Origin of the sequence: Methylocystis parvus OBBP (assembly GCF_027571405.1) — a bacterium.
GTDB classification, from domain to species: domain Bacteria; phylum Pseudomonadota; class Alphaproteobacteria; order Rhizobiales; family Beijerinckiaceae; genus Methylocystis; species Methylocystis parva.
This window is the reverse complement of the sequence record NZ_CP092968.1, coordinates 1,356,789-1,382,680: the sequence shown is the minus strand read 5'-3', so window position 1 is coordinate 1,382,680 and position 25,892 is coordinate 1,356,789. Positions and strand designations below refer to the sequence as shown.

The 25,892-nt window shown below is 64.1% G+C and carries 22 protein-coding genes; 11 read left to right on the top strand and 11 right to left on the bottom strand.

Annotated elements, in window-relative coordinates:
• The 8 genes from MMG94_RS06815 (at position 1) to MMG94_RS06780 (ending at position 8,384) form a co-directional block, all read left to right on the top strand.
• Positions 1-396, top strand: a complete 396-nt coding sequence (locus MMG94_RS06815; protein WP_016917984.1) for an ArsC/Spx/MgsR family protein — start codon at positions 1-3, stop codon at positions 394-396.
• An 81-nt stretch (positions 397-477) separates the two neighbouring features.
• Entirely contained in the window at positions 478-756 is a 279-nt protein-coding gene (locus MMG94_RS06810) for a DUF1488 family protein (protein ID WP_154419965.1), read from the top strand.
• Between the two features lie 103 nt (positions 757-859).
• The gene (locus tag MMG94_RS06805; protein WP_040578742.1) at positions 860-1,888 is read left to right on the top strand and encodes a sulfate ABC transporter substrate-binding protein; all 1,029 of its coding nucleotides are present in this window, start codon (positions 860-862) and stop codon (positions 1,886-1,888) included.
• A gap of 11 nt (positions 1,889-1,899) precedes the next feature.
• On the top strand, positions 1,900-2,763 hold the full coding sequence (cysT, locus tag MMG94_RS06800; RefSeq protein WP_016917981.1) for a sulfate ABC transporter permease subunit CysT: 864 nt from the start codon (positions 1,900-1,902) through the stop codon (positions 2,761-2,763).
• On the top strand, positions 2,756-3,649 hold the full coding sequence (gene cysW / locus MMG94_RS06795) for a sulfate ABC transporter permease subunit CysW (protein ID WP_026015971.1): 894 nt from the start codon (positions 2,756-2,758) through the stop codon (positions 3,647-3,649). The genes cysT and cysW overlap by 8 nt, the downstream gene beginning before the upstream one ends.
• 1 nt (position 3,650) lies before the next feature.
• Entirely contained in the window at positions 3,651-4,742 is a 1,092-nt protein-coding gene (locus MMG94_RS06790; protein WP_016917979.1) for a sulfate/molybdate ABC transporter ATP-binding protein, read from the top strand.
• Positions 4,739-5,539, top strand: a complete 801-nt coding sequence (tam, locus tag MMG94_RS06785; protein ID WP_016917978.1) for a trans-aconitate 2-methyltransferase — start codon at positions 4,739-4,741, stop codon at positions 5,537-5,539. The genes MMG94_RS06790 and tam overlap by 4 nt, the downstream gene beginning before the upstream one ends.
• A 331-nt stretch (positions 5,540-5,870) precedes the next feature.
• Positions 5,871-8,384, top strand: coding sequence for an alginate export family protein (locus MMG94_RS06780; protein WP_020372381.1), 2,514 nt, complete (start codon positions 5,871-5,873; stop codon positions 8,382-8,384).
• Positions 8,385-8,478: 94 nt separating this feature from the next.
• On the opposite strand, the gene MMG94_RS06775 is transcribed toward MMG94_RS06780, so the two are convergent.
• From MMG94_RS06775 to MMG94_RS06760, 4 genes are all read right to left on the bottom strand, one after another.
• Positions 8,479-9,291 (bottom strand): lytic murein transglycosylase, encoded by an 813-nt coding sequence (locus tag MMG94_RS06775; RefSeq protein ID WP_016917976.1) that lies wholly within the window; start codon positions 9,289-9,291, stop codon positions 8,479-8,481.
• 70 nt (positions 9,292-9,361) lie between these two features.
• Positions 9,362-12,205, bottom strand: a complete 2,844-nt coding sequence (locus tag MMG94_RS06770; RefSeq protein WP_016917975.1) for an AMP-binding protein — start codon at positions 12,203-12,205, stop codon at positions 9,362-9,364.
• Positions 12,206-12,222: 17 nt separating this feature from the next.
• On the bottom strand, positions 12,223-12,789 hold the full coding sequence (locus tag MMG94_RS06765) for an HPF/RaiA family ribosome-associated protein (protein ID WP_016917974.1): 567 nt from the start codon (positions 12,787-12,789) through the stop codon (positions 12,223-12,225).
• A gap of 152 nt (positions 12,790-12,941) precedes the next feature.
• Positions 12,942-13,073 carry a hypothetical protein gene (locus MMG94_RS06760; protein ID WP_016917973.1) on the bottom strand — a complete coding sequence of 44 codons (132 nt, stop codon included), beginning with the start codon at positions 13,071-13,073 and terminating at the stop codon, positions 12,942-12,944.
• Positions 13,074-13,184: 111 nt separating this feature from the next.
• On the opposite strand from MMG94_RS06760, the gene dinB reads away from it, so the two are divergent.
• Positions 13,185-14,303, top strand: coding sequence for a DNA polymerase IV (dinB, locus tag MMG94_RS06755; RefSeq protein WP_016917972.1), 1,119 nt, complete (start codon positions 13,185-13,187; stop codon positions 14,301-14,303).
• A 35-nt stretch (positions 14,304-14,338) separates the two neighbouring features.
• Here the strand turns inward: dinB and fae are convergent, their stop codons facing one another.
• The 6 genes from fae to MMG94_RS06725 all read right to left on the bottom strand — a co-directional run bounded on the left by fae (position 14,339) and on the right by MMG94_RS06725 (position 20,772).
• On the bottom strand, positions 14,339-14,881 hold the full coding sequence (fae, locus tag MMG94_RS06750; protein WP_016917971.1) for a formaldehyde-activating enzyme: 543 nt from the start codon (positions 14,879-14,881) through the stop codon (positions 14,339-14,341).
• 82 nt (positions 14,882-14,963) lie between these two features.
• Positions 14,964-15,476 carry a GNAT family N-acetyltransferase gene (locus MMG94_RS06745; RefSeq protein WP_026015968.1) on the bottom strand — a complete coding sequence of 171 codons (513 nt, stop codon included), beginning with the start codon at positions 15,474-15,476 and terminating at the stop codon, positions 14,964-14,966.
• A 26-nt stretch (positions 15,477-15,502) separates the two neighbouring features.
• Positions 15,503-16,633: a quinone-dependent dihydroorotate dehydrogenase gene (locus MMG94_RS06740; RefSeq protein ID WP_016917969.1), complete on the bottom strand. Its 1,131-nt coding sequence runs from the start codon at positions 16,631-16,633 to the stop codon at positions 15,503-15,505.
• Positions 16,630-17,004, bottom strand: a complete 375-nt coding sequence (locus tag MMG94_RS06735) for a DUF952 domain-containing protein (protein ID WP_016917968.1) — start codon at positions 17,002-17,004, stop codon at positions 16,630-16,632. The genes MMG94_RS06740 and MMG94_RS06735 overlap by 4 nt, the downstream gene beginning before the upstream one ends.
• Positions 17,005-17,056: 52 nt before the next feature.
• On the bottom strand, positions 17,057-19,246 hold the full coding sequence (gene mdoH, locus MMG94_RS06730) for a glucans biosynthesis glucosyltransferase MdoH (protein WP_016917967.1): 2,190 nt from the start codon (positions 19,244-19,246) through the stop codon (positions 17,057-17,059).
• Complete coding sequence (locus tag MMG94_RS06725) at positions 19,234-20,772, bottom strand: OpgD/OpgG family glucan biosynthesis protein (protein ID WP_026015965.1); 1,539 nt, start codon at positions 20,770-20,772, stop codon at positions 19,234-19,236. The genes mdoH and MMG94_RS06725 overlap by 13 nt, the downstream gene beginning before the upstream one ends.
• A 205-nt stretch (positions 20,773-20,977) precedes the next feature.
• On the opposite strand from MMG94_RS06725, the gene glmU reads away from it, so the two are divergent.
• The gene (gene glmU / locus MMG94_RS06720) at positions 20,978-22,336 is read left to right on the top strand and encodes a bifunctional UDP-N-acetylglucosamine diphosphorylase/glucosamine-1-phosphate N-acetyltransferase GlmU (RefSeq protein WP_016917964.1); all 1,359 of its coding nucleotides are present in this window, start codon (positions 20,978-20,980) and stop codon (positions 22,334-22,336) included.
• Between the two features lie 100 nt (positions 22,337-22,436).
• On the top strand, positions 22,437-24,266 hold the full coding sequence (gene glmS, locus MMG94_RS06715) for a glutamine--fructose-6-phosphate transaminase (isomerizing) (RefSeq protein ID WP_026015964.1): 1,830 nt from the start codon (positions 22,437-22,439) through the stop codon (positions 24,264-24,266).
• A gap of 3 nt (positions 24,267-24,269) precedes the next feature.
• Here the strand turns inward: glmS and MMG94_RS06710 are convergent, their stop codons facing one another.
• Entirely contained in the window at positions 24,270-25,859 is a 1,590-nt protein-coding gene (locus MMG94_RS06710; protein WP_016917962.1) for an FAD-dependent oxidoreductase, read from the bottom strand.
• Positions 25,860-25,892: the final 33 nt, after the last annotated feature.

Sequence of the window (25,892 nt, the reverse complement as noted above, 5' to 3'; positions counted from 1 at the left end):
ATGGCTAACGTCATCTTTTACGAAAAGCCCGGCTGCGCCAGCAACGCCAAGCAAAAGGCCTTGCTTCTCGCCTCCGGCCACCAGGTCGATTCCCGAAATCTTCTGACCGAGCCTTGGTGCGCGTCCAGCCTGCGTCCCTATTTCGGCTCCAAACCCGTGCCGGAATGGTTCAACGCGGCCTCGCCGCGCGTGAAATCGGGAGAAGTGAAGCCCGACGCCGTCAATCCGCAGGAAGCCATCATGATGATGATCATGGACCCCGGTCTGATCCGGCGTCCCCTGATGCGCGTCGGCGATCATTGCGAGGCCGGGTTTGATCCGGCGGCGGTCGGTCGCTGGATCGGCCTGCAATCCTCTGACGACGTCAATGACCGCTGCGCCATGGACGCCGCCTGAGGCGCGCGGCGCGAAAGCAGGACGGAACATAACGGCGTTTCGCGCACTTAACTTTCTTAAACGGAAGCAAGGCGAGCGCCGATGCCACTGGAAGCAATTGATTGTGAAGTCGTTCGTGAGATGAACGGCTTCTCTTTCGCGATGCGGGTCGCGGGAACGCAGCAGACGGTCCGCGTCTTTGTCGCTGACGACGCCCTCGAGGCCGATGATCAGGCCGAAGAGGAAGAACTGCGTTCGCAATTCGAGTCGGACCGAGGCGCGCTGGAAGCCGTCGCAAGCGAAAAATACTGCCGCGGCCGCGTCGCGGCGGACGGCGTCGTGGCCATCTCCCTTTCGGATGTGACCAGATTCATCGAGTAAAGCTGTGGATAAATCCGGCGCGCTTTCAGCGTGGGAAATATTGCTTGCCAAATAGTCTATTGAAGCTATAGAATTTATCAGTCTGATAAATGGAGTATGGCATATGCATCAGGGTCGGGGGCGGCTGAGGTCGATTTTGCGCGCCGTATCGTTCGCGGGCGTTGCGATCGGCGCCGTATGGGGGGCTTCCGCTCAGGCGGGTCAGCCCCTCTTGAACGTGTCATATGATCCGACGCGCGAGCTGTATAAGCAGATCAATCCTGCTTTCGCCGCGAGTTGGAAAAGCAAGACGGGCGAGGCGGTCGAGGTTCAGGCGTCGCATGCGGGATCGGGCGCGCAGGCGCGCGCCGTCATCGACGGCCTCGGGGCCGATGTCGTGACGCTGGCGCTCGCCGCCGACATCGACACCATCGCGAACAAGACGGGCAAGATTCCGGCGGATTGGCAAAAGCGCCTGCCGAACAATTCGTCGCCTTATACGTCGACGATCGTTTTCCTCGTCCGCAAAGGCAATCCGAAGGCGATCAAGGATTGGGACGATCTCGCCAAGCCGGGCGTGGCCGTCATCACGCCCAATCCCAAGACGTCGGGCGGCGCGCGCTGGAACTTCCTCGGGGCCTGGGCCTTCGGCCTCAAGAAGTTCGGCGGCGACGAAGGCAAGACGAAAGAATTCGTCAAGGCGATCTACAAGAACGCGCCGGTCCTGGACACGGGCGCGCGCGGCTCGACCATCACTTTCGCCCAGCGCGGGCTGGGCGACGTCCTGATCGCCTGGGAGAACGAGGCCTTCCTCGCGCTGAAGGAGTTCGGCGCCGACAAATTCGAAATCGTCGCGCCGAAGCTGTCGATTCTCGCCGAGCCGCCGGTCGCGATCGTCGACGGCAACGCCGACGCAAAGGGCAACCGGAAGCTGGCCGAAGCCTATCTCAACTTCCTCTATACGCCTGAGGCGCAGGCGATCATCGCCAAGAACTTCTATCGTCCGGCGCATCCCGAGCACGCTGCCAAGGACGATCTGAAAAATCTTCCCAAGATCGAATTCGTAACCGTCGATAAGGCTTTCGGCGGCTGGTCCGCGGCGCAGAAGAAGTTCTTCGCCGACGGCGGCGTATTCGACGACATTCAAAAATAAGAGCCTGCGACGTGACCTCCTCGACTGTCGCGGGACGAGACGCTCGGCGCTTTACGGCGCCGAGCGTTATTCCCGGTTTCGGCCTCACCTTCGGCTACACGCTGTTCTATCTTGCGCTCGTGGTGCTGATCCCGCTGGCGACGCTCATCTGGCGCTCGTCTGAATTGGGCCTTTCTGGCCTGTATCAGATCGCCATGGAGCCGCGCGTCGCCGCAGCGTTGCGCACGACCTTTCTCATTTCCTTCGGCGCGGCGGTGGTCGATCTCGTCTTCGGCCTCGTCGTGGCGTGGGTTCTCACGCGCTATGATTTTTTCGGCCGGCGGCTGCTCGACGCTTTCGTCGATCTGCCCTTCGCGCTGCCGACGGCGGTGGCGGGCATATCGCTCGCCGCGCTTTATGCGCCGAATGGCTGGTTTGGCGAGGCGCTGGCGCGATACGACATCAAGATCGCCTATACGCGCTGGGGCATTCTCGTCGCTTTGATCTTCATCGGCCTGCCCTTCGTGGTGCGCACGGTGCAGCCCATCATTTCGGAGCTCGAAGTGGAGCTCGAGGAAGCTTCGGCGACGCTTGGCGCGGCCCGTCTGCAAACTGTCGTGCGCGTCCTGCTGCCGCCGCTCGTTCCGGCGCTGCTGACGGGTTTCGCTTTGGCCTTCGCGCGCGCCATCGGCGAATATGGTTCGGTGATCTTCATCGCCGGCAATATCGCTTACGTTTCGGAGATCGCGCCGCTGCTTATCGTCGTGAAGCTCGAGCAATATGACGTCGCCGGCGCCACCGGCATCGCAACCATCATGCTCGCCTTCTCCTTTGCCGCATTGCTGGCGATCAATCTCGCGCAGGCATGGAGCCGCAGGAGATACGGACATGTCTGATACAGTGCGCGGCTTCTTGCCGCTCGCCCGCCCGGGAAGAAAGGCCGCGTCCGTCACGCAGGACTCGACCTTCGCCCGCTACTTGCTGATCGCCGTCGCCGTGGCGTTTCTGTCGCTCTTTCTCTTCGCGCCGTTGGCGGTGGTCTTCGTCGAAGCGGCGGCCAAGGGCGCCGGCGCCTTCTTCGAAGCTTTCGAGGAGCCCGACGCGCGCGCGGCGATCGCATTGACGCTCATGGTCGCCTCGGTCGCCGTGCCGGCCAATCTGATCTTCGGGATCGCGGCGGCCTGGTCGATCGCGAAGTTCTCCTTTCCCGGAAAGAGCCTGCTGATCACGCTGATCGATCTGCCATTCTCCGTCTCCCCGGTCGTCGCCGGCCTTGTCTATGTGCTGCTCTACGGTTCGCAAGGCTTGCTGGGCGGCTGGCTCGCCGCGCATGGTCTGCAGATCATCTTCGCCGTGCCGGGGATCGTGCTGGCGACCGTCTTCGTCACCTTTCCCTTCGTCGCGCGAGAACTCATTCCGCTGATGCAGGAGCAGGGCAGCGTCGAGGAAGAGGCGGCGCTGACGCTCGGCGCGTCGGGCTTCACGACCTTCCGCACCGTGACGCTGCCCAACATCAAATGGGGCCTGCTTTACGGCGTGCTTCTGTGCAACGCCCGCGCAATGGGCGAGTTCGGCGCCGTCTCCGTCGTTTCCGGCCACATTCGCGGCCTGACCAACACGATCCCGCTTCAGGTGGAGATTCTCTACAATGAGTACAACAACGTCGCCGCTTTCGCCCTCGCGGTTCTCCTTGCAAGCCTGGCGCTCGTTACGCTTGGGGTCAAAACCTTCCTCGAATGGCGGCACGCCGACGCGCTCTCCGCACGCGGCCGGAAGCACTGACGTGGCGGCGCACGGATTCGCCATCCGCGTCGAGGGCGTCGAGCAGGATTTCGGAGATTTTCCGGCGCTGCGCGACGTCTTTCTCGACATTCAACCCGGCGAGCTTGTCGCGCTGCTCGGGCCGTCGGGCTCTGGAAAGACGACGCTGTTGCGCGTGATCGCGGGTCTGAACACGCCCGATCGCGGCCATGTTTATTTCGACGGGACGGACGCGACGCGGCTTCCCGTGCAGGACCGCCGCGTCGGCTTCGTCTTTCAGAACTATGCGCTCTTCAAGCATATGACGGTGGCCGACAACATCGCCTACGGCCTCAATGTGCGCCCGCGCCGCTCGCGCCCGTCGCGCGACGCCATCGCCGTGCGGGTCGAGGAGCTGCTGCAATTCGTGCAGCTCGACGGCCTCGGTTCGCGCTATCCGGCGCAGCTTTCAGGCGGCCAGCGTCAGCGCGTCGCTCTCGCGCGCGCGCTCGCCATCGAGCCGCGCGTGCTGCTGCTCGACGAGCCCTTTGGCGCGCTCGACGCCCGCGTTCGCAAGGATCTTCGCCGCTGGCTGCGTGAAGTGCACAAGGAAACCGGTTTGACGACGATTTTCGTCACCCACGATCAAGACGAAGCCATGGAGCTCGCCGACCGCGTCGTCGTGCTCAATCAGGGAGGGATCGAGCAGGTCGGAACGCCGGCGCAGCTCTACGATCAGCCGGCGTCGCCTTTCGTGATCTCTTTCGTTGGCGAGGCGGTCGCGCTTCCCGTCATGGTCGGAGACGGCCATGTCACCTTCGGCGGGCGCCAGCTGCATATCGATACGCATGGCCTGCACAATGGTCCCGCGCGGGTCTTTTTCCGTCCCGCCGACATCGCGGTCGCCGCCGAAGGCGCGGGCGAATTGGAGGGGCGCGTGGAGAGCCTGCGGCGCACTCCCGCGGGCGTGCGCGCCACGATTGCGATCGACGGCTATGATCAGACGCTCGAAATTGATTCGCCGCTGGAGAGCGCCGCGGCGCTCGGCGACCGCGTGCCGCTGTCGCTCTCGAAGGCGCGCATCTTCCCGGCGAGTGAGGCGGCCGGCTATCTCGACGTGGGGGAGGGCATTTGATCGACGCCGAATTGATTCCAAGCGCGGCGCGCGATTGGGATTCGGACCTTTATCTGAAGTTCGAGGAGGAGCGCACGCGCGCCGCGCGCGACCTCCTTGCGCGCATTCCCTATTGCGAGACGCGGCGTGTTTTCGATCTTGGTTGCGGTCCGGGCAACAGCACGGAGCTTCTCACGCGCAGCTTCCCGGGCGCCGAAACCGTCGGCGTCGACATGTCCGACAACATGCTCGCTGTTGCGCGTATCCGCGTGCCGGCGGCGACCTTCGTGAAAGAGGACATTGCGCATTGGGAGCCGCCGGCCCCCGCCGACGTCATCTTCGCAAATGCGACGCTGCATTTTTTGCGCGATCATCGCAGCGTGATCGAACGCTTGCTCGGCTCGCTGCGTCCGGGCGGACGTCTCGCTGTGCAGATGCCCGACAATACCTATGAGCCGTCGCACGCCGCGATGCGAATGGTGGCCGCCGACGGTCCCTGGGCGGATCGTCTCGTTCCGGTCGCGAAGTCGCTGACCGTCATCGGCCAGCCCGAAGAATATTATGATATTTTCGCGCCGCTCAGCGGTGAGATCGACATTTGGAAGACGGTCTATATCCATCCGCTCGACGGACCCGAAGGCGTCGTCGAATGGTTCGAGGGCTCGGGCCTGCGTCCGTTTCTCGATCTGCTGAATCCGGACGAAACCGTCGATTTCCTGGCGCGCTATCGTGAGCGCCTCGCGCAGGCCTATCCGCGCCAGCCAAACGGCAAAGTCCTGCTCCGCTATCCGCGGCTCTTCTTCGTCCTGCGCAAATGAGCGTCCATCAATTGCGCGTCGCTCATATGTGACATGACTGCAACGGCCGGCGCTCAAAGTGAAGTTAGTCTATTAACTCGCTGGACATAACCAGTAGCTTCGCGTTTGATTGAATCCGTCGAAACCGTTCTTTGCAAGACGAAAACGGGTTCGTGAAACGGATGGGCGGAGCTCTGAATCGTCTCGGATGAGACGAAAGGTTATGTGTGATGTTTCTGCAACGAAACATGCCAAACCAAGCATTGCCTAGAATTTTGTCTTGAGCGGCGCTGCTGCCGCCAGTTAGCGTCATGTAAACAGGTTACATACCGAATTCACAAGGGCTGGGGTGATGACCTTACGTTCAAACAAAGATTGGATGGGCTCCGTCGCGCTCGGCGCGCTTCTCGTCGCCGGCGCGGTTTCGCCGGTCTTCGCACAGAGCGCTGAGAAAAACGCAGCCTCCGTCGCCGCCAAGCCCGACGCGGCGAAGGCCGGCAAGGACGCGAAAGCGGGGAAGGGCGCCGCCGCGACGTCCGCAGACGGCAAAGGCGCGGCCTCCAAGCCCGAAGAAAAGAAGAGCTATTACGTTCCGACGCGCGGCTATCGCCTCGAGCCGCAGCCCGACATTCCGCCTTACGTTCGCAATCTCGGCAAGACCTATAAGGAATTCGAGGGGATCGACTGGCTCAATATCGGCCTCGATTCGCGTATTCGATTCGAAAATCGAAATAACGATCTGCGGCCCTGGACGGATACGACGACCAACCCGCCGACGTCCAACCGCAGATATTTTCCCAGTTCCGTATGGCTGAACCGCACGCGCGTCTATCTCGGCGTTCAAAATATTCTCGACCCATTCCGCGCGGTCGTCGAGTTTCAGGATTCGCGCGCCATCAACAGCCTCTATCAGCTTCAAGGTCAGGAAATCAACGAGACGGACCTGATCTCGGCTTACGGCGAGCTCTATTTCAAAGACGCCTTCGGCAAGGATCCGAAGGGCAATGATCGTCCGCTGACCTTGCGCGCCGGCCGCTTCCATTTCGAGCTTCTGGACCGCCGCCTCATCGCCGAGAACGAGTTCCGCAACACGACGAACAATTTCGAAGGTTTCCGCGTCAAGATCGGCAAGAAGGACAATGACTGGGACATCGACTCCTTCGTCATGCGTCCGGTCAACCGCTTACCCTATCAGTTCGATCGTCCCGACTGGCAGACCTGGATTTACGGCGGCGTGTTGAGCGTGCGCCGCTGGTCGGAATACGCGACGATCCAGCCTTATTTCCTCGGCCGTCACCAATATGCGGATTTCACAAATCCGTCGAACGCGCTGAAAGTGCCGCGCGAAACCAATGCGCCGGGCGTGCGTATCTACGGCGTTCTCGGCAATTTCGACTACGACTTCGATATCAACAAGCAGTTCGGCTATACGGGCGAATTCGCGACGATCGGCACGAACACGACGGCCTATATGAAGACCGTCCAGCTCGACGCCATCGCATACGGCATCGAAGGGGGCTACACCTTCTCCGACCATCCCTGGAAGCCGCGCATCAGCGCCGTCTATACCTATGGCTCCGGCAATAAGAGTCCCTTTGACAGCGTCAGCCAGAACTTCGATATCTTCTACGGCTTCAATCAGCCCTTCTCCCGCTTCGACTATGAAGCCTGGAACAATCTGAAGGCGCCGAAGGTGCGCCTCGAATTCACGCCTGCAAAGAATCTGCAGATCGACACGGCCTTCGGCGCCTATTGGCTGGCGAGCGCTCCAGGCCCCTGGGATCGCGCAAATCTTTCCGCGCCACTTGGCAATCACGGCACCTTCGTCGGAACGGATATTGATCTCCGCATCCGTTACAAGCTGTCGCAATTCGTCAACCTGACCGCGAGCTACGCGCATTTCTGGCCGGGCAGCTTCACGTCGAGCTTCGCGCCGCCCGCCGCGCTTCAGCCTTATTTCCCCCAAACCTTCCCGGGGCAGACAGGCACCACCAACTATCTGTCGTCCAAGCCGACCGACTTCATCTATCTTGAAGTGACGGCCAACGCCTTTGGCGACGGCCAGCCGATCACAAAAGATCCGGCGTCGCAGCTTTGGAGCGCGATCGGCCCGGAGGCGAAGGACTGGAAAGCGCCGAGCTGGCAGGATGTTTATGTCGGCCTGAATGGCGGCGGCGCCTGGTCGAGCCCGACGACGCAAGTTTCGCCTTACCCGATCGGGACCGTGCCGGCCAGCCTGCCCATAGCGCTCGGCGCAACACCGCCGGGCGGCGGCGTCCGCTCCAGTCTCGCTGGCTTCACCGGAGGTCTGCAAGCCGGCCTGAATTACAAGATCCACGACAGGGTCGTTCTGGGCGTCGAGACGGATTTGCGCGGCGTTTCGGGGAATACGGACGGGGCCAGCCTGTCGTCATGGGTTCCCTCGGGCGGCAATGTCTTCGTGACGGCCGGCCAATTCAACACCACGCTGAATTACCTCGGCACATTGCGCGGACGTCTCGGCTTTCTCGCGACGCCGAAGCTGCAGATCTATGGGACGGGCGGCTTCGCCTATGGCGGCGTGACCACCAACACCGCCTATCTGACGCAACGCGCGGCCGGTACGAACATCACCAATGTCACGGCGACTTATGACGACGTGCTCGCCGGTTGGTCGGCGGGCGGCGGCGTGGAATGGGCCTTCATGCCGAACTGGTCCGCAAAGGCGGAGTATCTGCGCTATGATATCGGCGCTGCTCACGCCAACTCCTACGTCTTCCAGCAAAACGGCTTTTACGCTTATGGCGTGAACACCCGGACGCCCTTCAGCGGCAATCTCGTGCAGGCGGGCGTCAATCGCCACTTCGATCTCTTCGCATCCGACTGACGCGTGGGATAATTTAAAGAGAAGCCGGCGGCGAAAACCGCCGGCTTTTTTGCATATAGCGTCGATCATGCGCGGTCCGGGCCTGTCGGCCGGACTAGCGCTGTTCGTCGAGCTTCGTCGCGAAATAGGCGATTGTCTTGGCGTAAACCTGCGCCTTGTTCCATTCGAGGAAGACGGCGTAATTCGGTGCGCCTTCGTCCCAGCCGGCGCCCGATCGCCAGCCATTGCCCTTGAGGAAATTCGCCGTCGAAGCCAGCGCGTCGGCTGGCGATCTGATGAGATCGCGTCGGCCGTCGCCGTCGAAATCGACGGCGTATTTCAGATAGGAGGATGGCATGAACTGAGTCTGGCCGATCTCGCCCGCCCAGTCGCCGCGCATCTGCGCCGGCGTCATGTCGCCGCGCTGCACGATTCGCAGGGCGTCTTTCAGTTCATCGTTGAACTGGGCCGAACGGCGGCAGTCGTAAGCGAGCGTCGCGAGCGCCTGCATGGTGCGGAAATTGCCGTTATCGGCGCCATAACCTGTCTCGAGGCCCCATATGGCGATAATGACCGGACCCGGCACGCCGTAGCGCGCCTCGATCTGGCGCAGCAATCCGGCGTAACGCTGCATGAGCGCCTGACCGCGCGCGAGACGCGCGGGCGTGACGAGGCGCGCCGAGAATTTTTCGAAGGAGAGGCGGAAGACTTTCTGGCTTCTGTCGCGCGCGATGATCGCGCGGTCATAGACGACGCCGGTCAGCGCCGAATCGAGCGTGCGATCGGGGACGCCTTCCGCGGCGGCTTCTTTTTTGAAGTCGTCGAGCCAGACCGCGAAGCCGTCCGCGCTGCTCCCGCATGCGGCGGCGCCGGCTGAAGACGCGCAGGCCGAAAGCAGAAGCGCGCTCACAGACAATCGAAAACTCATCCGCCAAATCTCCGCCCTCAAAGCGGCGCCAAGTTAAGGGCGGAGCGCGAGGCGGGGTCAAGAGGGGAGTTCATGCGTCTCGGCGGATGGGACGCGGCTTCATCAACTGGTCGATGTCAGGCTCTCCGCAAAGCGCCAGAACGGCGTCGCGCGCAGCATCGCGCAGTTTCAGAATCGCGACGAAATCTGTCCCCGCCGGCTCGATCGGCGGGCCGATCTCGACGTCGAGCGCAGCGCGCCGGGGAAACCATTGCTCGCCGCGCAACATGGCGCGCGTGCCGCGCAGCGCCCCCGGGACGACTTTCAGACCCGCCTCCGCGGCGATCTTGAAGGCGCCGAGATAAAAGCCCGAGAGACCGGCGCGACGGGTGAAAGTCCCTTCCGGAAAGAAAACGAGATTGCGGCCGCTTCGCGCCGCATTTGCGAGCGCCTCGACGTCGGCGACTCCGCCCGCGACGTCGAATCGTTCGACGAATTGCGCGCCGAGGCGGCGCAGGAACGGGCCCGCGAAAAATTGAGAGGCGAGCTCCCGCTTTGCGATGAAGACCGGCTCGCCCGGCAAGGTCGCGGCGAGGAGGAGCGCGTCCGCATAGCTCGAATGATTGAAGACGAGCATCGCCCCTTTCGCCGGAAGAGCGTCGAACCCTTTCGTCGTGACGGGAATGCGCATGACGGCGAGCGTAATGGCGGCGATCCTTCTGACGAAGGCCCAGCGCCGCCGCATGCCCGGCAGCGTCATCACGCCGGACCATGTGACGGCATAGCCGAGCGTAGCGGCGATCCACCACCAGATTGCGTAAAGAATGTCTCCGGCCCGCGTGGCGGCGCGCCGAAGAAGCGGGTTGACCCCCGACATTGCGAGACGCGACATTTGCAGCCAGACCGCCTGTCCCGGCGCGCCGACGGCGCCCTGCTCGTAAAGCGCCTTTGCGGCGCTTCGCCTGATCTTGCCGCTCGACGTCTTGGGAACCGTGCGCGGCGGCGCCAGCATGATCTCGTCCGCGACGGTCCCGCTGACGTCGCGCACGACGTCTTGCGCCTTTGCTTCCAGCGCGGCGCGGGCGGCGGGTTCGGTTATGGCGGTCTCCGCCACGACGATCACGCGTTCCGTTCCCGAGCGGGCGTCAGCGGCGCCGAAGACGGCGACGCAGCCTTTGCGAATGCCGGGTATGAGCGCGATCGCCTCTTCAATCTCCTGCGGATAGAGATGCTGGCCGCCGCGTATGATGATGTCCTTGATGCGGCCGGTAATGAAAACGTCGCCTTGCGCCAGATAGGCGCGGTCGCCGCTGTCGAGCCAGCCGTCGCGGATCAGGGCGCGCGTCTTCGACTCGTTTCGAAAATAGCCCAACGTCGCCGAAGGTCCCCGAAATTCGAGCCGTCCCTCCTGCCGCTCGCTTGCTTCAAAACCATTTTCGTCGACGACGCGAATTTGGTGGGCCGGCAACGGAAGGCCGCTCGCGACGAACTCCATTGCGCGCGGGTCGTCGGCGCGCGCCGGTTCCGCGAGCGCGCGCCTCGTGAGCGCGTCGCGGTCGACGCGGTCGATGATCGGCGCACGCCGAAGGGGCGGAAATGCAAGACCGACGGCGCATTCGGCGAGGCCGTAAACCGGCGCCATCGCTTCCTGCCGGAAGCCATAGCGCCGGAATCTGTCGCAGAAGCGGCGCAGCGTGTAGACGCTCACCGGCTCGGCGCCGTTCGCCACCATGCGCAAAGCGCTGAGATCGAGCCCCGCGAGGCTCGCCTCGTCGATCTTCGTGACGCAAAGCTCGAAGCCGAAATTCGGCGATGCGCTCAGCGTCGCTCGAAAGCGGCTCATCGCCCAAAGCCAGTTTGCGGGACGGGCAAGAAAGCTCAGCGGCGACATCACATAAAGCGGCGCGGCGTAATAGAGGCTGCCGAGCCATGCGCCGATCAGCCCCATATCGTGATAGAGCGGCAGCCAACTCACAAAGACGTCCGACGACGTCGCGCCGATCGCGCCGCCCATGGCGCGAATATTGGCGAGGAGATTGGCGTGACTGAGCACAACGCCCTTCGGATCGCCCGTGCTGCCCGAGGTATATTGTATCAGCGCAGTGCGCGCGCCGTCGCGCAAGATGGGAAGCGGCGCTTCATTATCCGCGCAGAGCCGCGCATAGCTTTCCACCGATTCCAGCGTCTCGACCTGCGCCCGCAGCAGGGCGGCGAGCGCAAGTCCCTCCGGCATGGTGACTAGTATGCGCGCGCCGGCGTTATCGAGTATTCCCGCCTGTCGTCGAAGATGGTCTTCGATCTGCGACAGCCGCATCGGAGGATAGATCGGCACGGGCGCCGCGCCGGCGTAGAGAACGCCGAAGAAGGTCGCGAAGAAATCTATGCTGGTCGGCAGCATGATGGCGACGCGGTCGCCGGGCGAGACGTCGCGTGCGATCAGCCCCGCCGCGACGCGGCGCGCTTTTTCCGCAAGTTCGCCATAAGTGAGCGAAGCGACGATCTTGCGGTCGTCTTCCAGCACCGCGGCGTGAAGCCGATCCGGATGATGGGCGACATGCCAGTCAAGCGCATCGATCAGATCGCGCGCCCTTTCCGGCGCTTCCGCGCTCGGCAAGGAAGATGGAGCGGGAGCTGTGCTGGACTCGAAGACCGCGAGACTCGACGATTCTTGCGCGAGGGCGGCGAGAAGGTCCGCGACCGTATCTGCTTGGCCGATGGCGTCGAAAGGGAGTCGCGTCGCGAAACCGCGCTCGATCCGCGCGCTCAATTCCGTGCGCGCGAGACTGTCGATTCCCAGATCCTGTTCGAGCCGGCTGTCGAGAGAAACGCGAATGGAGCCGTTTTGCTTGGCGCGAAGCTCGCGAACAAGATCTCCCACCAAACCGAGCAGCGCGGCTTGCCGGTCATCGGCTTTTGAGTTTGGGCTCATATCCATGGCGGCGCGGGCGGCCGCTAGCCGGGAGCTCTTTCTGCAAGAGGCGTCACGCGGCTCGCCTGCGGTCCTTTCTCTCCTTCTTCTTCGGCGAAATTGACGCGGTCGCCGGGGTTCAGGCTGTCGAAGCCTGGCTCGGCGACGCTGTTGTGGTGAAAATAGATCTCACGACCGTCCGCGCTCTCGATGAAGCCGAAACCGTCTTCGCGCATCACCTGCGTGACGAGGCCGACGGTCGGCCCCGCATGGTGCTTGATCTTGCCCCGCATACGGCTGACTTCGTCCTGCAATTGCCGTTCCGCGCGAGCGAAAGCGTCGTTGAGCGCAAATTCGAAATGCTGGAAACGCTCGTCCATATGCGGCGTGCGCTCAACCGAGACCGCGCGTTCGTCCGGCAGGCTGAGATAAATGCGAATGTCGAAAAGGCCGCCCGTCTTATGCCGTCCGCCCGGCGCTTTGACTGCGACGCGACACGAGGTGAGGCGTCCGAAGCGCTCCTCAAGGCGAGCAATATGGCTAAGTATCCGCTCCCGAAAGGCGTCAGACGGCTCCATGCCCTGAAAATCGATTTGAGGCGCAGTTTCCATCGGATGGCTCCGTAGCTGAAATCGGGGCGACGAAAGTACAATTAGTTTCCCGCATCGCACGGACGAGTCGCCGCCGATCGTGAAGCAGCGGCTCCTTGAGCGGGAGCGAAGGGCCGAGAAAGTTACTAGCTGGAGTGGGAGCGTTGAAAGCTTTATCCAGCCTTGTTCGCCGAAACTTCGACGCGCCAGGCTCCGTCGCCTCGATCCTCGACCCGAGTCTTGCGCCCCAGAAGAGTCTCGATCACGACGGCGTTCGCCGCAAAATGCGGCGTCGGCCGCCGCATGACAAAATTCCGCCGGAAGAGAGGGCCGCCTGCGCAAATATCTCGCGCGCTTCGAGCTGGATTGGAAGATCGTTTCGGGCAAATGAGGGCGCCGCCTTATACTGGCGCGTCATGAGCGAGCGTGATCAGAGCGGGACGAGTGAGACGGCGGTCGATCCCGCGCGTCCGCGCAAGATCATTCACATCGATATGGACGCTTTCTACGCCTCGGTCGAGCAGCGCGACAATCCAGAGCTGCGCGGCAAGCCCGTGGCTGTCGGCGGCGCAAGGGAGCGAGGCGTCGTCGCCGCCGCGAGCTATGAGGCGCGCGCATTCGGCGTGCGTTCAGCCATGCCGTCAGTGACGGCGCGGCGCAAATGTCCGGAGCTTATCTTCGTCAAGCCTCGCTTCGACGTCTACCGGCAAGCGTCTCTGCAAATCCGTGGGATCTTCGCCGAATATACGCCGATCATCGAGCCGCTTGCTCTCGACGAAGCCTATCTCGACGTCACGGAGAATCTGAAGGGCGCCTCTTCGGCCACGCGCATCGCCGAGGAAATCCGCGCGAAGATCGGAGCTGCGACGGGCCTTACAGCTTCCGCGGGCGTTTCGTACAACAAATTCCTGGCGAAAATCGCCTCCGACTATAAAAAGCCCGACGGACTCTTCGTCATTACGCCGAAGATGGGCCCGGCCTTTGTCGAGGCGCTGGAGGTCGGCCGCTTCCATGGCGTCGGCCCCGCGACGCGTGAGAAGATGAACAGGCTCGGCGTCGAGACGGGGCGCGATCTCAAGGCGCAGACGCTCGCTTTTCTACAGCAGCATTTCGGCAAGGCTGGCGATTATTATTATTGGATCGCGCGCGGGGTCGACCACCGGCCCGTCCGCGCAAATCGCATTCGCAAATCGATCGGGGCGGAGATCACCTTCTTTGAAGATCTCTTTACGTGTGACGCGGCGCGAACGGCGCTGGCGCCCATCGTGGCCAAGGTCTGGCGCGCCATTGAAAACGGCCCGGTGCGCGGTCGGACCGTGACTCTCAAAGTGAAATATTCCGACTTCCGTCAGATCACGCGCGCGAGGACATGCGACGCGCCGGTGTCATCGCTTCAGAATTTCGAGGACGTCGCCTTCTCTTTGCTCGGTCAGGTGTTTCCCGTGGAGAAGGGGATCAGGCTCCTCGGCGTGAGCCTATCGTCGCTCGCGGAGGAAAGGCGCGAAGCGCCATCGCAATTGACGCTTGAAATATGAAAGCGGCGGCGCTCGTCGCGCCGCCGCATGCGCGATTACGCGTCGAACACGCCCTCGAGCGCGTAATGCGAGATCGTTTTGCGGTTGGCGATGAGCTGGTCGACCGTCGGTTCACCCTTGATGGCGCGGGAGATCGCAAGCTTCGTCGCTTCGTAATTGGTGCGATAGAGATCCTTGCGGTCGAGATTATCGTCCGTCGCGCAGCGCGGATCGAGCCAGATCATGATGATCATGCAAAGCTCGTTGGCCTGCTCCTTGGGAATGATCCCTTCCGCGACGCAATCGACGATCGCGTCGGCGGTCGCCGCCTGCACCACGCCGCCGAGAAGCTCGACATAGGCCTCCGACTTCACCGTCATCTTGGTGGTCATCATCGTCGCCGGACGAACCTGCTGATTGAGGTCGCGAATGACGAACATGCGCGGATGGCCCGCGACCTGGCCGGTCATGGACGCGAAGGCGTGGCCCACCGGGCCCTTCACATTGCCGATCAACACTTCCGGCATCGCATCCGTATATTGCCCGTCGGCGGCGAGAACCGTCGCCTCGCCGGTCGCCAGCCAGATATGTTCGCTCATCTCTGCTTTCCCCTCGTTTGGATGGCGCTCGCATAGCATCGCGCGGCCCGTCAGGGAAGGCGCAAGCATTTTCCCGTCGGCGTCACCCGGTTGGAAGAGCGTCGTCTTCGAGACCCGAGGCGAAGCGCAACGCTCCCGATGGCGGCGGGCCTCGAAAAACGATCCGCTGCACATATTCGGAAGGAAGGTTCCGATAGGATAGCCGTCCGTCGCTGACGAATCCGGCGCGGGAATAGATTCGCGGATTGCCGATCAGCGCGCAGCCGCTGGCGCCGAGGTCGCGCAGCATGCCGAGGCCGCGAGCGATGAGCGCTTTGCCGACGCCGTTTCTCTGCCGGCCCGGACGCACGGAAATGGGACCGAGTCCGTACCAGCCGTCATGGACGCCGTCGATCGCGACGGGAGAGAAGGCCACATGTCCGATGAGAGCCCCAGCCTCTTCCGCGACGAGAGAGATCGTCAACTCGCCGCGCGCGCGTAACGCTTTCAGCGCGGCGCCTTCCGTTTTGTCGCTGAAATCCATGGGCGCGAAGGCGGCCTGAGTCAGCGCATGGATCGCGTCGACGTCGGCTGGCGCTTCTTCACGGATATGCATGGAGGCGTCTTTGATTGACATACGCGTCACGCAGTTTCGGCGACGGCCTTGGCCGCCCTGCCGACGAGCGCGGCGAGCGTCGTCTTCTCGCTGTCGAGACTTTCAATCAGTCCCGCCTTTATGCGCGCCACGAGTCCCGGCCCTTCATAGACCAGCGCGGAGTAAAGCTGCACGAGCGTCGCGCCGGCCTCGATCTTGGCGTGCGCGGCCTTGGCGCTGTCGATCCCGCCGACGCCGATGAGCGGGAACTGGCCTTCGACGCGCAAATAGGTCTGCGCGAGCATGAATGTCGAAAGCGCGAAGAGCGGCTTGCCGGAAAGGCCTCCGGTTTCCTTCGCAAGCGGCGAGCGCAACGTGTCGGGGCGGGAGATCGTCGTGTTGGAGACGATCATGCCGTCGATGCGCCTGTCGCGCGCAACGCGCACGATTGCGTCGAGTTGATCCAGCGTGAGGTCGGGCGCGATTTTGAGGAGCACGGGGCGTTGCGCGGGCGCGGCGTCGCGCGCTTCCATGACGCGCGCCAGAAGCTCGGAGAGCGCCTCCGGCTCCTGCAGGTCGCGCAGGCCCGGCGTATTGGGCGAGCTGACATTGATCGTGAAATAATCCGCAACCTCGGCGAAGGCGTCGACGCCGGCGACATAATCCGCGACGCGATCCTCCGCGTCCTTGTTGGCGCCGACATTCACGCCGACGACGCCTGCGCCGTCATGCGCGCCGCGAAACGGTCCGGCCCCGTAATGACGGCGCTCCTTCGTTTCGGCCAGACGCGCGAGGCGGCGCGTCAGCCGCTCCAGCGCCGGCGCATGGCCGTCATTGTTGAAGCCGTAACAATTGACGACGCCGCGATCCTCGATGAGCCGGAAGGCGCGTGGGCGGGCGTTGCCGGGCTGCGGACGCGGCGTCAGCGTGCCGACCTCAACGAAGCCGAAGCCGAAGCCGAGCATGGCGTCCGGGACGTCGGCGTTTTTGTCGAAGCCGGCGGCGAGGCCGACTGGATTGGGGAAATCGAGGCCGAAGGCCGAGACGGCGAGGCGCGGATCATCTTTTTCGGGCGCGCGCGGCGGCAGATGTTTCAGTGCGGCGAGCGTGGCGCGATGCGCGTCTTCGGCGTCGAGCAGGCGTAGAAAGGGGAGGGCGAGGCCGAAGGGATCGATCATAGCAGTCCCGTGAAATCGTGGTTTCCGTCGGGGCCGAGCGGCAGGGGCGAAACGCGCCTCGCGGCGTCCATGGCGAGCGGCGCGTAGAGATGCGGGAACAGCGCGCCGCCGCGGGAAACCTCCCATTTCAGCGCGTCGCCAAGTTTCGCCGCGTCAATCGAAATGAGCAGCAGATCAGGCGCGCCGGCGAAATGCCTGGCGGCCGTTTCTTTGACCTGTTCGGCCGACGAGAAGTGAACGTAGCCGTCGGCAAGGTCGATGGCGGCGCCGTGAAAGACGCCAGCGGCTTCAGCCGCGCGCCATTCGGCGGCGGAGATGAGCTTGTAGATGATCGTCACGTCTTCGGCGCCTCCCTGTCCACTGTCGCGCATGGCGACAATCTCACGCCAGCTCCCGCCAGAGCCGGGGAGGGTTCGTGAGGGCTCACTCCGCCGCCCGCGCTTCCTGCTTATCCGCCTTGTTCGGCAGGCGCGCGATCATGCCGATCAAGGCGCGGTCGGAGAGCGCCACGAGCCTCTCGCCGCGATTGAGCCAGGCGACGACGTCCTCGATCGTTTCGGCGTCGGCGATCTTGGTTTCCGCCAGCGCGCGGTCGGCGGTGACCGAACCGCGCTGACGCGGCTTGCGCGCCGGCAGCCAGGCTTCGTGGAGGGCGCGCAGTTCGGGATCGGCGTGGATGGCGGCGAGCCCGTTGATTTCCTCGTCCTCGTCGCGCGCTAGCGCCTTGGAGAGCGCCTTGCCGCGCTTGGCGATGGGCGGCGTCGCCGTTTCCTCCGGCGTCACCAGCACGCCGGCGCGGCGGAAGACGAGGCCGAGCCAGCGTTGGCTGGTGAGCCAGGAAATCGGAATAGCGAGGATAAGGCCGGCGATGGTCGGAGACATCCAGGCGACGAGCGAGGGCGAGATCATGAAGCCCGCAAAGAGAGAGAGCGCGCCCATGGCGACATGCGAACGATGCCGCTTCACGATGTCCATGAGGGGCACCGAGCCGTCGTCGCGCCTTTGCGGGTCCCAACCCGTGTCGAAGCCGAAGACGATATGGACGACGTGGCCGGTCTGGATCAGCATCATGATCGGCGCGAGGAGCGCGGAGAGCACGACCTCGAACAGCGTCGAGATTAGCAGCATGATTGCGCCGCCCGAGCCCCTGCGCGTCTCCGGCTCGTAGATCGCGACGAGCAGGCCAAAGAATTTCGGCGCGAGCAGAATGCCCATCGTGAGCGCGAAGAGCTCGAGCGAGCGCTGCGCGTCGAAGCGCGGAAAGGTCGGGAAGAGCGCGAATTCGCTCGTGAAATATTCCGGCTTGAAATAGCTCGCCTGAAAGACGATCACGATGCCGACCAGGAGCTGCATCAGCCAGAGCGGCGAGGTCAGATAGCCGAAAATGCCGGTGAGGAAGTGCTGGCGCGAGGCCCAGCTCAGCCCGTGCGCGAAGAGCACGCGCGAATGCTGCAAATTGCCCTGGCACCAGCGGCGGTCGCGGATCGAGATGTCGATCAGCGAGGGCGGGCTTTCCTCATAGGAGCCGCCGAGCGTCGGCAGCATATAGACCGAATAGCCGGCGCGGCGGATCAGCGCCGCCTCGACGAAGTCGTGGCTGAGAATATGCCCGCCCCATGGCGGTCGGCCGCGCAGGTCGGGCAGACCGCAATGGCGCGCAAAGGCCTCAGTGCGGATAATCGCGTTGTGACCCCAGTAATTGCCGTCGCGGCCCATCCAGCAGGAAAGGCCCATGGCGATGACGGGGCCGTAAATGCGCGCCGCGAACTGCTGCACGCGGGCGAAGAGCGTGTTGCGGTTGATGATGAGCGGGAGCGTCTGGATGATGCCCGAATCGGGGTCCGCCTCCATGGCGGCGGCAAGCTTCACGATGGTCGGCCCGGTCATCAGGCTGTCGGCGTCGAGCACGACCATATGGGCGTAAGCGCCGCCCCAGCGTGAGACGAAGTCCTCGATATTGCCGGCCTTGCGGCCGACATTTTTTTCGCGGCGCCGATAGAAGATGCGCGCATTGGGGCCGAGGCGGCGGCGAATGGCGATGAAGGCGCGCTCTTCGGCGATCCAGACGTCGGGATTCGTCGTGTCGGAGAGAAAGAACCAGTCGAAATGCCGGCCGAGCCCGGTCGCCTGCACGTCTTCGAAGATCGTCTGGAGCGCCGCGAAGACGCGGCTCGGCGTCTCGTTGTAGATCGGCATGACGACGGCGGTCGTTTCGCGCAGCGACTCCGGAAGGGGAGGCGTCGGTCGCCTGGACAGCAGCGCGACGAAGCCGACGACCGAGGCCGCGAAGCTCAGCGCGATCCAAGAAAAGTTGAGGACGAAAAGCGCGAGCAGCGTCCATTTCAGGGTCGTGACGCCGCCGACGTCGATGACCTTGTACATCTGCCAGCCGCCATAGACCGTGAGCGCGAGACCGCCGCCGAAAGTAACGAGGCGCGCGAGCCAAGGGGTCTGCCACAGCGCCGGCGCGAGCGGCTTGCGCATATGTTTGCGTTCGAATTTGAACAGGTTCTGCGCCGGCATGGAGAGCCGGTTTTCGACCGGCGTCGGCGGCGCCTCGGCCGGGTCTTTCGCCGTGTCAGAATCTACAGGCGCAAGTATCAGGGAGTCCATCTGTAAAGCCAGGTTTCGCTGATCTGCGTTTCGTCCGCGCGCAGGACGAGACGCATTTCGCAGAAGTTTTCGCCGGCGGGATCGACGTCGAAAACGACGCGGCACGTTTTCGCCTGCGCATTGATAAACGTGCGGACGTTGGTGGCCGATCCGGGAGACGTGGTCAAGGCGGCGGAAAGACGCGCGGTCTTCTGTTGGTCCGCGAGAATGTCGCCCGAAAAAACGACGACAAAGCGGCGAAGCTTGCTTCCCGGAATGCGGCCCGAGCGCGCGTTTACGGCGACGGCCATGGGCGGGCGGCTCGGCGGCGCCCAGCACCAGAACTGGCGATAGGCGAAACTCGCCATGGCGCCGCCGACGAGAGGGGTCTTGGGCCGCCAATAGGCGACGATATTCTCGTTGTTCTCGGATTCGGAAGGGATCTCGACGAGTTGGATCGCGCCTTCCCCCCACTCGCCGAGAGGCTCCACCCAAAGCGAGGGACGGCGCTCCCAATGCTGGTCGTCGTCCTGATAGTCGGCGACGTCGCGGTTGCGCATGAGCGCGCCGAAACCTTTCGGGCTGACGTCCATGAAGGAGGAAAATTGCAGTTCTTCGCGGTTGGAGACCGGCCGCCACAACCACTCATTCGCGCCGGTCAGCATTTGCAGCCCGTTGAAGGCCGTCGCGGCGACGCGCAGATCGTCGGCCCGGCGCCGGTCGAGCGGCGTGAAGAGCGACGCCCCGGCGAAGCCCGCGAGTCCGTAATGGTCGACATTGGTGCGCGGAAACAGCGTTAGCTCGGCGTCGATGATCGTCGCCTCGCCGGGGCGAACGGTGAAATGATAGACGCCGGCGACGCTTGGCGAATCCAACAACGCATGAATCGTCAGCGCGTTCGCGCCGGCCAGCGGTTTTTCGATCCAGAAGCTGCGGAAGGCGGGAAACTCCTCGCCGCGCGGATCTGCGGTGCGAATCGAAAGTCCGCGCGCCGTGACGCCAAGATTTTGGCCCGCGGCGACGGCGCGGTAGAAGCTCGCGCCCTGGAAGATCGAGAGCTCCGCCTCGCTTCCGCCGGGCTGGGCGTGGAGAACGCGAAATCCCGAATAGCCGATGTCGGGCAGCTTCTCGGGGACTTTCAAGCTCCCATAGTCGAAGCGGCTCTGATCATAGGCGATGCGCGCGGCGACGCCGTTTTCAATCACGAAGAGATCGACCGCGGCGGTAAAAATATTGCCGCGATGCAGCGGCTCGATCGAGAAGCCCCTATTCTCGCCGGCCCACAACGCCGAGCCGGGCTTCGTCTTGATGCCGACAAATTGCTCATAGGTGAGGCTGGCGAAAGGTTGGACCAGATCCGTAGGGGGCGGCGCATAGGGCTTGCCGGCCAGCGAGCGCGCGAATTCGACGATCATGTCCCGGGAAAATGGCGGCGGCGCCGGAGGTTGCGGCGCCGGCGCCGCGGGCGCGTCGGCGCGCGCGGACGGCGCGAGCCCCGAGGCGATGGCGCCGAGGGCCGCCTTCAAAACGTCTCTACGTTCAAACATTGGGCAACCGGGAGCGAGTTCGGAAGGATCGGTGAGGATGGCGCGTCGCTCCCTCTATAAAAGAAATTGGGGGAACAAAAAGGAATTATTGCGACTGCGACCGCCTTGCGACATTCGACGCTCCCGCTTGCCCTGCGCGGCGCGAATCTGCAACAACCGGGCCGAAGCGGCTGCGTCGCCGCGCATCCGAAACCAAAGGCGCTTCATGCCGAGCCCCCGTAACGCGCTCGCGATCGTCCTCGCCGCCGGCGAGGGGACGCGAATGAAGTCCGATACGCCCAAGGTTCTCCATCAGGTTGCGGGTCGCAGCATGCTCGCCCATGTCCTCGCCGCCGTCGCGGAGGCGGAGGTCGGGACGGTCGCCATCGTCATGGGGCCGGGGCGGGACGACGTGCGCGTCGAAGCTCTGCGACTGACCCCGGGAGCCCGGACCTTCGTGCAGAGCGAGCGGCTCGGCACCGCGCATGCTGTGCTGGCTGCGCGCGAGGCGATCGCGGCTGGTTATGACGATCTGCTGGTGCTCTTCGCCGACACGCCGCTCGTCTCCGGCGGAACCATTCGCGCGCTTCGCGAGGCTCTCGCCCAGGGGGCCGGAGTCGCAGCGCTCGGCTTCATTGCGGCCGATCCTTTCGGCTATGGTCGCCTGCTGCAGGACGCGTCTGGACGGCTCGTCGCCATTCGCGAGGAAAAGGACGCGAGCGAAACCGAGCGGGCCGTGAAGCTCTGCAACGCCGGGCTCATGGCGCTCGATGGAAAGAGCGCCCTCGACTGGCTCGGCCGGATCGGCAACGCCAACGCCAAAGGCGAGTATTACCTCACCGACGTCGTGGAGATGGCGCGCGCGGCAGGGCGGGAAGCGCGCGTCGTGCTGGCCGACGAGAGCGAGGTGCTCGGCGTCAACGACCGCATTCAGCTCGCCCAGGCTGAGGCGGTCGCGCAGAGCCGCCTGCGCCGCGCCGCAATGGCGGCCGGCGTCACCATGATCGCGCCGGAGACGGTTTTCCTCTGCGCCGACACGGTCTTCGGCCGCGACGTGCTTCTCGAGCCCAATGTCGTGATCGGCCCCGGCGTCACGATCGGCGACAAGACGGTCATCCACGCCTTTTCTCATCTCGAAGGCGCGAAAGTGGGCGCCGACGCCGCGATCGGCCCCTTTGCGAGGCTGCGGCCGGGCGCCGCTCTCGCGGAAGCGGCGAAGGTCGGCAATTTCGTGGAGATCAAGAACGCCAACGTCGCCAAAGGCGCGAAGGTCAATCACCTGACTTATATCGGCGACGCCGACATTGGCGCGAACGCCAATATCGGGGCGGGGACGATCACCTGCAATTACGACGGCTTCTTCAAATACCGCACGGTGATCGGCGAAAACGCCTTCATCGGCTCCAACTCCGCGCTGGTGGCGCCGGTCACGGTCGGGGCGGGCGCCTATGTCGGCTCGGGTTCGGTGGTGACAAAGGACGTTACGGCCGACGCTCTGGCCGTCGCGCGCGGCCGGCAGATGGAAAAGGCCGGGTGGGCCGCGAACTTCCGGAGCGTTCAAACGGATAAGAAGGCGAAGAAATAGCTGCCGCCTCCGCGCCTTTTTTACCTTCATTCTATTAGGACTGCGCCTTCGTCTTTTCTTGGCGGCGCATTTGCAGGATCCGCTTCAGGAGGCGCGTTCTATGTGCGGAATTGTTGGGATACTCGGAAAAGGTCCCGTCGCGGGACAACTTGTCGACGCGCTGAAGCGGCTCGAATATCGCGGCTATGACTCGGCGGGGATCGCGACGCTCGAGGACGGCAGCCTGACGCGGCTTCGCGCTTCCGGCAAACTGAAAAATCTCGAAGAGAAGCTCGCGAGCGCGGGCATGACAGGCGCGATCGGCATCGGCCATACGCGATGGGCGACGCATGGCAAGCCCAACGAGGCCAACGCCCATCCGCACGCCAATGCGCGCGTTGCGGTGGTTCATAATGGGATTATCGAGAATTTTCGCGAGCTGCGCGAGGAGCTGATCGTTAAAGGCCACGCCTTCGCCTCGGAGACCGACTCTGAAGTCGTCGCCCACCTCGTCGCGGACGGACTCAAGGCGGGCGCGACGCCCGAGGCGGCGGTCGCCGCCGCCTTGAAGCGGCTGAAGGGGGCCTTTGCGCTGGCCTTTCTCTTCGATGGACAGCCGGACCTTCTCATCGGCGCGCGGCGAGGCTCGCCCCTCGCCGTCGGCTGGAGCGAGGAGGGCTCCTTCCTGGGCTCCGACGCGCTGGCGCTTGCGCCTTTCGCGACCTCCATCGCCTATCTCGACGAGGGCGACTGGGTCGTACTACGCCGCGAAGGCACGCAATTTTTCGACGCCGGCGACACGATGGTGGAGCGCCGCCGCCAGCCGCTGCAGGCTGGCTCCTTCATGGTCGACAAGGGCAATTACCGCCATTACATGGCCAAGGAGATACATGAGCAGCCGGAAGTCGTGGGGCGAACGCTCGCCCATTATCTCGACCTCGCTGAAGGCGTCGTGCGTCTGCCCTTCGATCTGAACTGTGACGTCAAGAAGTTGTCGCGCGTCACGATCTCCGCTTGCGGAACGGCCTATTACGCCGGCCTCGTGGCGCGCTATTGGCTCGAGCGTTTTGCGCGGCTCTCCGTCGAGATCGACATCGCGTCCGAGTTCCGCTACCGCGATCCGCCTTTGCCTGAAGACGGCCTGATGATCGTCGTCTCGCAATCGGGCGAGACGGCCGATACGCTGGCCGCGTTGCGCTACGCCAAGGAGCATGGCCAGCACATTCTCTCCATCGTTAATGTCGAGACCTCGACGATTGCGCGCGAGAGCGACACGGTGGCGAAGACTCTCGCGGGCCCCGAGATCGGGGTCGCCTCGACCAAGGCTTTCACCTGCCAGCTCGCCGTCTTCGCCTGTCTGGCGTTGGCGCTCGGCCGCGCCCGGGGCGTGCTGACGAAGGAGCGCGAGCGCGAACTCGTCACCGAACTCATTGCGGCTCCGGGGCAGATGGCGGAGGCGCTCAACCGGGAAGCGGCGATCGAACCCGTCGCCCGCGACGTCGCCCGCGCCTCGAGCGTGCTCTATCTCGGCCGAGGCCCGTGCTTCCCGCTGGCGATGGAGGGCGCGCTCAAGCTCAAGGAGCTTTCTTATATCCACGCTGAGGGCTATGCGGCGGGCGAGCTGAAGCATGGCCCTATCGCGCTCATCGATTACGCCATGCCGGTGATCGTCCTGGCCCCGCCCGACGCGAGCCTCGAAAAAACCGTTTCGAATCTTCAGGAGGTCGCCGCGCGCGGCGGGCACCTCATTCTGATCGGCTCGCCCCGCGCCAGGGAGGCGGCGGCGGCGGAACTGGCGGGTTTCGTGGAAATTCCGGAGACGGTCGCCGGGCCCTTCGCTTCGCTCGTCTACGCCGTCCCGGCGCAGCTTCTGGCGTATCATGTCGCGACCTTTATGGGCAAAGACGTGGATCAGCCCAGAAATCTCGCCAAGAGCGTGACCGTGGAGTAGGGCTCAGCCGCGCCGGATGATCGCCGCGGCGCGGTGGGCCTCCGTCAGCGCGCTTTCCACGGCCGGCATCCCCTGGCCGTCCGAATGGGCGAGCAGCACATTGCCGATCCGCTTCGGCAGCGCGCGCATGGTTCGGACGATCCCGGGCGCCGCGATCATATGGTGATGCCCCCAGCGCGTGAGCCGCACTTCCGCCAGACGCGCCTGCGCGAAGGCGCCCGGCAGGAAGCGTCGCAACTCTTCGACGAGCGGCGCGGCGAAGGCCGCCCCGTTTCCCTCGCGCAATCGCCTGCGTCCGAGATCCGGGTCGCGAAACGGCGCGTAGACCGTCAGCACGCCATGATCCTTTGGCCGGGCGGCGAGTACGTGCCCGGCGTCGACGGCGTCCGTGAAATGCGCCGCCTCGAGCGCCCAGCTATCATAGGCGCCGATGGAATACGCCCCTTCGAAACAGCAATTGGCGACGAGAAAGCTGCCCTGTCGCAGGCCCAGCATCCTCGCTTTCGCGACCGGATCGAGGCCGCGCAGAATTTGCGCCGCGAAGAAATAGGGCGCCGCGATCACGACCCATTTCGCGGCGACGCAATGCGCGGCGGTCGGGTCGGAGCCGCTGAACCAGGCGACGCGGGCTTCGCCGCCGTCTCCGGGCTCGATCGCGTAAACCGACGCCCCCGTGACGATGCGGCCGGCGCCGGCGGCGACGATCAGATTGGCCATTGCGCGCGCCGGGGCGGCGTTTCCGCCAGGAAAAGCGTAGATGCGGCCCGCCATCTCCGAAAGGAAATTGACGCCCGCATAGGCTGAGACCGCGGCGGCGGGAGCGCCGAGCGCCGAAAGCGAGAACGCGTCGAGAAAGGCGAACATCGCCGGGTCGACATGCTCGCGCCGCAGAAAATCGAGCAGCGATGCGTCGTCGAGGGCGAGCGCGCCGGCGGAGGCTGTTTCTACGGGCAAATCCGGAAAGTCGGGGCTTTCCGAGATGCGCTTTATGATCGCGCGGAGTTCGTCGTGGGGACGGCGCAAATCGCCCTGGAGCGCGTCGGCTCCGCCCGCATTGGCCGCGATCACGTAATTTTCAGGCTCGGGCGCGGGCTTCGGCGTCAGGCCCAGCAGATCGTAGAATGGACCGAAAGGCTCCCTGAGATCGATGAAATAGGCCGAGCCAAGCGCATATTCGACGTCGCGCCATTTGGCGGATTTCGCGACCCCGCCGGGTTCGGCCTCGCGTTCGATCAGCAACAGGTCGCGGTCGCGCAGCAGCGTCGCCACGGCGAGGCCAGCGAGACCGGCGCCCACGATCGCGACCTCCACCCGCCGCTCCGGCGCGGGGAGAGGCAGGCTCGCGAGCCCGTCGCGGATCGCGTGCATCGGGACGAAATTGTCGCCGGTCCAGGGGCCGATCCGGTCGTCCGTCTCAGCGGCGCAGGGCAGAGTCAGCGCCGCGCCGAGAGTCGTGATGGCCTGCCGGCGCGTCAGCATCGTCGTCGCCTCCTGTCCGGTGACGTTACACGCGACCCAGGGCGATCGGGTGAAGGTTTCCTCATCCTCAGGAGCCGTCGCAGGCGGCGTCTCGAAGGACGAGGAAACCTTCATTTCCCGAAATCTGGAGCTCGCCCTCGTGCTTCG